Origin of the sequence: Halococcus morrhuae DSM 1307, assembly GCF_000336695.1 — an archaeon.
Classification (GTDB): Archaea; Halobacteriota; Halobacteria; order Halobacteriales; family Halococcaceae; genus Halococcus; species Halococcus morrhuae.
Genome location: NZ_AOMC01000023.1, coordinates 1 through 7,551 on the forward strand (window position 1 = coordinate 1; position 7,551 = coordinate 7,551).

Annotated in this window: 11 protein-coding genes; 6 read left to right on the top strand and 5 right to left on the bottom strand. The window is 56.2% G+C overall.

Features of this window, described 5'->3' with window-relative positions:
- Nucleotides 1–118: 118 nt before the first annotated feature.
- Nucleotides 119–484, bottom strand: a complete 366-nt coding sequence (locus C448_RS16425; RefSeq protein WP_004051296.1) for a hypothetical protein — start codon at nt 482–484, stop codon at nt 119–121.
- Nucleotides 485–776: 292 nt separating this feature from the next.
- Between C448_RS16425 and C448_RS01180 the strand changes: the two genes are divergently transcribed.
- From C448_RS01180 to C448_RS01190, 3 genes are all read left to right on the top strand, one after another.
- Entirely contained in the window at nt 777–1,271 is a 495-nt protein-coding gene (locus C448_RS01180) for an Lrp/AsnC family transcriptional regulator (RefSeq protein ID WP_004051297.1), read from the top strand.
- A 505-nt stretch (nt 1,272–1,776) separates the two neighbouring features.
- On the top strand, nt 1,777–2,193 hold the full coding sequence (locus tag C448_RS17130) for a CPBP family intramembrane glutamic endopeptidase (protein WP_455429039.1): 417 nt from the start codon (nt 1,777–1,779) through the stop codon (nt 2,191–2,193).
- A 104-nt stretch (nt 2,194–2,297) separates the two neighbouring features.
- Entirely contained in the window at nt 2,298–2,465 is a 168-nt protein-coding gene (locus tag C448_RS01190; protein ID WP_004051299.1) for a hypothetical protein, read from the top strand.
- Nucleotides 2,466–2,509: 44 nt separating this feature from the next.
- On the opposite strand, the gene C448_RS01195 is transcribed toward C448_RS01190, so the two are convergent.
- Nucleotides 2,510–2,815 carry a hypothetical protein gene (locus C448_RS01195; protein WP_004051300.1) on the bottom strand — a complete coding sequence of 102 codons (306 nt, stop codon included), beginning with the start codon at nt 2,813–2,815 and terminating at the stop codon, nt 2,510–2,512.
- A 250-nt stretch (nt 2,816–3,065) separates the two neighbouring features.
- Between C448_RS01195 and C448_RS01200 the strand changes: the two genes are divergently transcribed.
- Nucleotides 3,066–3,347 carry a helix-turn-helix transcriptional regulator gene (locus tag C448_RS01200; protein WP_004051301.1) on the top strand — a complete coding sequence of 94 codons (282 nt, stop codon included), beginning with the start codon at nt 3,066–3,068 and terminating at the stop codon, nt 3,345–3,347.
- A 508-nt stretch (nt 3,348–3,855) separates the two neighbouring features.
- Here C448_RS01200 and C448_RS01205 read toward each other — a convergent pair.
- The 3 genes from C448_RS01205 to C448_RS01215 all read right to left on the bottom strand — a co-directional run bounded on the left by C448_RS01205 (nt 3,856) and on the right by C448_RS01215 (nt 6,343).
- Nucleotides 3,856–4,146 (bottom strand): hypothetical protein, encoded by a 291-nt coding sequence (locus tag C448_RS01205; RefSeq protein ID WP_004051302.1) that lies wholly within the window; start codon nt 4,144–4,146, stop codon nt 3,856–3,858.
- A 36-nt stretch (nt 4,147–4,182) separates the two neighbouring features.
- The gene (locus tag C448_RS01210; RefSeq protein ID WP_004051303.1) at nt 4,183–5,490 is read right to left on the bottom strand and encodes an IS4 family transposase; all 1,308 of its coding nucleotides are present in this window, start codon (nt 5,488–5,490) and stop codon (nt 4,183–4,185) included.
- A gap of 202 nt (nt 5,491–5,692) precedes the next feature.
- The gene (locus C448_RS01215) at nt 5,693–6,343 is read right to left on the bottom strand and encodes a DUF7509 family protein (protein ID WP_004051304.1); all 651 of its coding nucleotides are present in this window, start codon (nt 6,341–6,343) and stop codon (nt 5,693–5,695) included.
- 158 nt (nt 6,344–6,501) lie between these two features.
- On the opposite strand from C448_RS01215, the gene C448_RS01220 reads away from it, so the two are divergent.
- Both C448_RS01220 and C448_RS01225 read left to right on the top strand, forming a co-directional pair.
- Nucleotides 6,502–6,900 (top strand): helix-turn-helix domain-containing protein, encoded by a 399-nt coding sequence (locus tag C448_RS01220; protein WP_004051305.1) that lies wholly within the window; start codon nt 6,502–6,504, stop codon nt 6,898–6,900.
- Between the two features lie 327 nt (nt 6,901–7,227).
- Nucleotides 7,228–7,497, top strand: coding sequence for a hypothetical protein (locus tag C448_RS01225; protein WP_004051306.1), 270 nt, complete (start codon nt 7,228–7,230; stop codon nt 7,495–7,497).
- Nucleotides 7,498–7,551 lie beyond the last annotated feature (54 nt).

Consider the following 7,551-nt stretch of genomic DNA (forward strand, 5'->3'; position numbering starts at 1 on the left):
CCCCCCCCCTCTCCCCCGTCGGTCCTTCGTAGCTGTCTTTGTCAACCACGACGGTTACGCCGTCGGCCCAGCTGTTCTTGCCCGAAAACCGCAGTTGGCTCACCTCGTTGTTCATCCACTAACCGCCTTTGATCTGGACATCACCGGGCGTTCGTCCGCCGTAGACGCCGTTATCGGCCGCTCCGCGTGAGGCACAGTGTCCAATCTGGGCAATGTCCTTGTCCCCATTACCGATCCAGGACATCGACGCTCCGCCCGAGTTCTTGTTGCCAGGCAGCCCGATATACTGGCCGACGATCCGTTCGGCGCGTGCAGTCGCTCCTTTCTCGGCTTGGAGCGAGCACGGGGAATCTGTAGGCCGTCGGTCGGGTACCCCCTGACCCGTGTTGTCTTGGACGCCGACGAAACGGATGTCACGAGCGTGGGCGAGGCCCTTGGATTCGAGCACGATCTCCGTGCTACTGTTCGAGCTTCGCTGGTCCATCACGAAATTCGCGAGCAGCCCGGTCGTTGCTTGGAAGTCAATCAGTGTTCGCGAACTGTCCTTCGCAACGAACGTCGCGGCGTTCTTGCCGGGGTTTGGCAGGCTTGAGGCTTGCTTGTAACCACACCCATACCTCAGCTGCCTCGCTCGCCGAAATCCGCGACATGCTCGGCTGGTTCGGCGTTGACCGCAACCGTCCCGCGATTCGCAACGGGTGCCAGTCGTTCACCGTTCTACACGTAATGGGGAGGATTAAGTACGCCTGTCGAGTATCTCCCAACCGCATTCAAGTATGGACGAACGTGACATCAAGATCCTCTCGGCGATTGCGAACCTCGGCACCGGCAGCCCCGACCGGCTTCACGAGGAGACGGGCATCCCGAAGTCGACGATCTACTACCGACTGAACAACCTCCGTGAGGAGGGCGTCATCAAGAACGATCTCTACGACATCGACTACGAGAAGGTCGGGCTCGGCGTCACCATCATCGCCGAGGTCATCGCCGAGTACGACGAGGGCTACCACGAGCGCGTCGGCGAGAAGCTCTCTGCCATCGAGGGCGCTGATCAGGTCTACTTCACCATGGGCGAAACCGACTTCGTCGTCATCGCACGCCTCGGCAACCAGGGAATGGTCGAGGACCTCATCAGCCAGTTCGAGGGGATCGACGAGGTGATCCGCACCCGATCGATGTTCACCATCTCCACGATCAAAAACGAGCCACGGCTGCTCAAGAACTTCGAGTTCGACACACTTGAGGCGATCGCCGACGCCGAGGACGAGTAGTAAGCGGTCGACGTCGTAATCGTCGACAAGCCGGAGAGTCGCAGCGTGAGAGTGTGTCTCCGATAGCTGTATAACATATCGATGGAACATATGAATAATGGCCAGTACACAACCTGTTGACGGTCGGAGTGACCCACATCCACGACCCAACTGGAGAACTCGCGGGCGTGCTGTCGCGATTGGACTTGGACTGGTGATCTCTGCCTTTGCAATCGGGACGGTACTTTCGATCGTCCCGATTCTCGTGGGCGGAACCAGTCTCGCCGTGCTCACCGTCGTGTTCGTCCTTTCGGAAGCGGGCTATGCCATCGCTGGATGGGTGTATGTCCACCGGTGGTTCACTGAGAAGATATCAATCGAGATTCCGACGCCACAACAGTTTGGGTGGGTGGTTGTCAGCACACTCGTCATGCTCGGGATTGCAAGCGGGATCGGCGTACTCAGTACCAGAACGGGCATCCAGATCGGGCGTGCCGACCAGGAACTCCTCACAGGGGATCCGACGATGGTCCTCGTGCTGGCAGTGCTTTCATTCGTCGTCATCGCGCCAGCCGAGGAGTATCTGTTTCGTGGTGTGATTCAGCGACGACTCACTCGGAGTATGCGAACACCCGCTGCTGTCGGCGTGGCCGCTCTTCTGTTCGTTATTCCGCATGCGATTGGCTATCTCGGTGGGATACAAGCGATTGTTCTGCTGAGTATCGCTCCGTTCTCGCTCGCAGTCATACTGGGTGCGCTGTACGAAAAATACGACAATTTGTCCGTTCCAATCCTCGCTCATGGGCTCTACAATGCAACTCTGTTTCTTACAACNATACTGGGTGCGCTGTACGAAAAATACGACAATTTGTCCGTTCCAATCCTCGCTCATGGGCTCTACAATGCAACTCTGTTTCTTACAACCTACGTGACAGCATTTTAGTCACCATTCGCTGAGTTACACGATCTTGCCAAGCTGAAGAGCTGAGTCTACTTTCACCACGCTTTGATGAGGTATAAGTACGAATAGCCGGGAGTACAGGTTGCATGACGGATCTCATCGTCAAAGCGGCAGTCAAAGAACAGCTCGCAGACCAGAACGTCTCATCGGATTTCTACGATGCGCTCAACAGTGAAGTGGCGGACTTGCTTGCGGATGCGACACGGCGATCAGATGCCAATGATCGCAAGACTGTCCAGCCACGCGATCTCTGAGTTCGGTAGCGATATCGAATCTCTGCTCGTCCTGCTGATCCGGACTACTGGCTCATTTCGCCTGTCGTGTCGAGTTTCATCTCAGCGAGTTTGGTGCTCACCGCGTCGATTCGTCCGTCGAGTTCGTCAACGAATCCACTCGTCTGGTCAGTCGTGGTCGCGCCTTGGCTGGACGGCTCGATCAGATTTTCTTCTTCGAGCACACGCAATGAGTAGCGGATTTTGTGATGGGCGTAGCCGGTTTCGTCGGACATCCTCACGATGCCGATCGGTTCGTTCTCGATCACCATCCGCAACACCTGCAGATGCCGTTCCAGCATATCGACTTCTTTCTCCAATCGATCTATCATGCCGTCTGTTATCTTATCTCGCATAAAGTAAACCTTGTTATCGAAGAACGAACCGGGGAAGCATGTCACGGGTGAAACCGATGGACATGTGCCCTATGTCGGCTGAATAGTCGATTCGAAAATCGGTATATTTTCCTGTAAGAATGACCAACAGCAGGATATGTACGATCTGACTGGGTTCCAGCGCGACGTGCTGTACGCNGATTCGAAAATCGGTATATTTTCCTGTAAGAATGACCAACAGCAGGATATGTACGATCTGACTGGGTTCCAGCGCGACGTGCTGTACGCAATTGCAGGACAGGACGAGCCGAAAGGGCTCGCGATCAAGGATGAACTCGAAGGCTACTACGAAAGCGAGATCCACCACGGCCGACTCTACCCGAACCTCGACGAACTGGTCGAGAAAGGACTCGTCGAGAAGGGCGAACGCGACAAGCGGACCAACTACTACAACCTCACCCAGCGTGGCCGTCGCGAGATCGATGCGCGGCGTGAGTGGGAAGACCAGTACGTCGCTACTGAGGCTTAGGACGGCTGTCTGACACAGTTTTAGAGAAACGAGTCACTGCCCACCATCGGCCGTGGTTTGATCGCGTCGGTTGGGTGATTACTGTCGGCGATCCTTTTGTCGACACTCTTTGCAAAGAATCCGCCTGTCGGTGAGAGTTCAGACGCGCAGTACGTTGGGTTTGTCTCGCCGTAGTCTCACACGTGTTCAGCCACTACGGAGGTCAAGGACGTCGTCTGCATTGCTCATGGTCGGTGGTTGAGCATATCGTCATTCTCAGTGGAGCCGCCCTCGGTGGGTTTTCTGGACCACCACAGAGTGTCATAGAACGGTTGGCATGGTTTTCGCGTATCGATCGAGAGGCACGCTACCGCTGGCTCTGAATTACGACAATACTGGCTGTTTCTCAGATACCGTTTCTCGGGCTCCTGGTGAGGTATGTGAAGAGTTCTATGACACGATGAGAATACCCAGGAGCGTAGTACCGAGCTGATCCACCGTTCTGCGATGACGGGCGCGAAAACGCACGCTACGGCATGTCCGGATCACCGGTGACGATCCAGTTGACGATCCGATCAACAGTCTTCGAGCCGCGTTTGTTCCACGCACCGCTTTCTTCGGGTGGCGGTTTCTTCGGATCGCGATCGATAGCGCCGTCGGGCGTCGAATCGTTGTGCTCCTCACTGGAGGCCGACTCACCAAGCAGGAGGCGGGTGAGGATCCGATCCAGCCAGACGGACCCGGGCTTGTCGCCAGTCCCGCCTTCTCCCCGCGGCGGTTTCTCGGGCGTACGATCGACCGTCCGGTCTCCTCTGGCCATATCCGTCAACAACGTCTCCGGAGACTTCATTCGTCTTTAGCTAACTCCAGGAGTAGCCTGAGTGGCGGTAGCGAACTGTTCTTGGAGGATCGGGCGCTCTTGGTGAATCTTCTGTGCGTCGGCTGCCATCCGGTCTAACAGCGGTGGTGGTGAGTAATCGAGGTAGTTGCTGAGTCGCTTGAGAATCTGCTGGGCGTGCGACCGGAAGGTCGCCGCCCAGCGTTCCGGTGGGAACACCGCCTCATCGTCCGCGTGCTCGACTACCAACTCCAACAACTCGCGGCTCACCAACAGCGTCAGCACCGCCGCATACAGCAGAATCTTCATTACTGCAGGGTTGGTCGTGTTGAATTCGTCGAGGTCGTACAGCGTCTTCAGTTCGCGAAACAGTAACTCCACCGCCCACCTACAGCGGTAGATCGTTGCTATATCCGCCGGCAAGAGCCACTCTCGCGGCAGATTCGTGATATAGAAGTGGTAGTCGTCGGCGTCCTCGTTGCGGACGCCGACGACGCGGAATCGCTTCGTATCCCACGAGCGCGTGCCTGCGTATGGTCCTCGTCTGAATTCAACTTCGACCTCAACGTCGACGTATTTGCGATGGAGATCCTCCGCGATGTCGAAAACTTCCTCGCCTTCCAGCGGAATGGCGCGTCCGCGCCATTCGCGCAGTTCTGCGACGATCTCCGGCTTCGTGTTCCGCTTGAGACGGCTGACGAAGTAGCCGCCGTTCTCGTCGATCAGCGCGAAGCGACGGAACTTGAAGTACGCCAAATCGAGGAGCAGTAACCGTCCTTCGAGCCACGATCCCGTTTTGAATTCGGTGCTGTCATGGGGACGTTCGCCGGTGATGGAGAGTTTCTCGATGGTTCGATCAGTGACGTTGTGGAGCAGGTGGAGCTTCGCTCCAGCCTGCTCCTCACGGAGCCCCTGGTACTCCTCGCGGAGAAATCGGTGCAACCGCAGGACGGTTGCATCGGCGATTATCACGTCTCTAAACCGGTCGAACTCGTCGCTAACGGTATGCGGAACAGCGACCTCGTCGAGCGCGAACTCGACGAGGTCGCGGAGATACGTGGCGAACAGCGGTGTCAGCCGCTGATAGAAGCCGCCGGGTGAGAGCGTCTTGTCAGCGGTAGCGTTGTAGGCACGGCGGAACGCGGCGAGTGATCGGCTCTCGCCGGCGGCGAAGCCGAACACGAACGCCCAGATCATCGCTGGAATCTGGAACTTGCCGTCGCGTTCGACCACGCCGAGGGCCTCGGCGTGGTCTTCCAGCGCGGTCGATGGAAAGAGCGTAGTGAGCCGTCGTTCAATTCGGTCCGAGGAGGGGTCGGATGACACACCTACCCCTCCTCAATCCATTCACGAACCAACTTCGATCCCAGCCGCAGTCATGCGTTTTGTCGCTTAGCTAAAGACGGATGCCGGAGACTTAAACGAACGGCGGGGAACACACATCCTGGCGTCGAGCGTGTCTTAACCGATCGGATTCCGAGTCCTCACGGAAGGCCATGTTGCTGAGAAATCGCGTGACATCGAAGGGTTAGTCACTCTCGTCCAACCGCGGCAGGTCCCCAGCGAACTCGCGATTCATCACGTCCACCACGAACAGCTTGATTTCGTGGAGTAGCTCCTCGCGATCAGCATACGAGCGGACGGCCGTCTCCCAGCGGCGAGTTACTGAGCCGATCATTGCACTGGAGAGGGTGTCCTCATGGACGAAGAGTACACGTTCCTGACGGGCCACAGTCTCGGGATCGCTCTCATCGTCCGCGTAGAACGCTTCAAGCACCGATCCCGTTTCGATCCCGACACCCAGATTCCGACCGACATGCGGCGCGACGAACACCACCACGTTGCTCGCCCGCGCGAACTCGATGCTCTGCGTCGCCGGATCCATCTCTTCGATGGGGATGTCCGGATCTAATGCGATGAATGCGTTCACTCCTGGGTCAGTTCGCAATTCATCCCGTAGCCACGTCAGTTGCTCCAGAACTTCCTGTTCGGTGTAGTCGCCCTCTTCGTCATCCCACTCGGCGAAATCCACGTTGACGTCCTCGGGCGTCGTCCCTTCTGGGAGTAAGTCGTCGAGTTGGAATTCCTTGTACGGGCTCATCAAGTAGACGAGAAACTGGTCCGTATCGAGAGACCCATCGAACTGCTCACGAAGACGTCCCAAGAGCCGCTCGCGCATATCTCATTCTCTCCTGTTATACTTATAAATATCGTGTTTTTCAGCCTATATCGACTCAGAAATAGTTATACGGACACAGCTTCAATGACCAATACGATCGACACGTTGCCGGCGACGAATGGGAAGTAGGACACAGCAAAACGAGGCCAACCAACCTGATGTCGACAAAAGAACAGCGCACTACCGACGACGAAAGCATCGACCCCGAGGAGCTCTTGCCCGAACACAGCGTGCTCAAGCTCCAAGAATATCTCGCTATGCAGGACGCCATTGGCAATGAAACCCGCTTTCGGATCCTCTATGCGCTCAAACAGCAGGGCGAGATGAGTGCGAATCAACTCAAGGAATCGCTCGGGATGCGCCCCAACAACCTCCACTATCATCTCGACAAACTCTGTGATGTCGGTCTCGTACAGAACCGTAAGCAGAATACGCCCGACAGCGACGGCCTATTCTCCTATTACGTTGCCAGCGGTATGGGCAAAGCCATTCTCGAACACGGTGTCGAGGAGCTCATGCGCCGCGAGCGTGAATTCAAAGATCGGTATAGTAGTTAACGAGTACTACCTATGTCTTAGACAGATTCCAACCCGTACGTGTAGAAATGACACAGATACATTTATTACTCTCTCAAATTTGATGGTATAGTCAACTATTCTCTGCTTTATTTGGGAGGCAATTGTATGCTCAGGTGACCATCAAACTATAGTCTGTCCTGCCGGTTTGGAAGATGGTTCAGAGGAGATGCTGAGATTTCCAGTTGGGAACTACCGCATTTACCGCTTGGCTAAAGGCAGGTGGTTGCCAGACTTAGGCACCGCATACCTATATGCTATCCACCAAACTCGATAGTCGCATGCACGATCAACCATACGGAGGATCCTATGTCTGAACAGCAGGCAGCAGCACTCCGCGTCGCAACTCGCACACTCAACGACCTCGCGGACGTCGTTGAGGACGATCTTCCCACCCTCGACCAATCCAACTACGATCAAGTGATCGAGGACGTCTCGGCCACTGACACTCCGTTCGCCGAGCGATGGGCCGGCATCAAAGCGTGTGTCGACGATCACTTCGAACATCTGAGCCTCGATGAGTCACTCGACAGTACCATCTATGCTCAGCTTTGCACGTTAAGTAGCGTCGGGATGTAGGCAGGGGTAACGGGCGATGCTTCCAATCACAGACTTCCTGTCGTGTACGGAGCC

Excerpts from the sequence above, each read along its gene's own strand:
- C448_RS16425 (WP_004051296.1), bottom strand. The coding sequence starts at position 484 with ATGGACCAGCGAAGCTCGAACAGTAGCACGGAGATCGTGCTCGAATCC.
- C448_RS01180 (WP_004051297.1), top strand. The coding sequence starts at position 777 with ATGGACGAACGTGACATCAAGATCCTCTCGGCGATTGCGAACCTCGGC.
- C448_RS01190 (WP_004051299.1), top strand. The coding sequence starts at position 2,298 with ATGACGGATCTCATCGTCAAAGCGGCAGTCAAAGAACAGCTCGCAGAC.
- C448_RS01195 (WP_004051300.1), bottom strand. The coding sequence starts at position 2,815 with ATGATAGATCGATTGGAGAAAGAAGTCGATATGCTGGAACGGCATCTG.
- C448_RS01200 (WP_004051301.1), top strand. The coding sequence starts at position 3,066 with ATGTACGATCTGACTGGGTTCCAGCGCGACGTGCTGTACGCAATTGCA.
- C448_RS01205 (WP_004051302.1), bottom strand. The coding sequence starts at position 4,146 with ATGGCCAGAGGAGACCGGACGGTCGATCGTACGCCCGAGAAACCGCCG.
- C448_RS01215 (WP_004051304.1), bottom strand. The coding sequence starts at position 6,343 with ATGCGCGAGCGGCTCTTGGGACGTCTTCGTGAGCAGTTCGATGGGTCT.
- C448_RS01220 (WP_004051305.1), top strand. The coding sequence starts at position 6,502 with ATGTCGACAAAAGAACAGCGCACTACCGACGACGAAAGCATCGACCCC.
- C448_RS01225 (WP_004051306.1), top strand. The coding sequence starts at position 7,228 with ATGTCTGAACAGCAGGCAGCAGCACTCCGCGTCGCAACTCGCACACTC.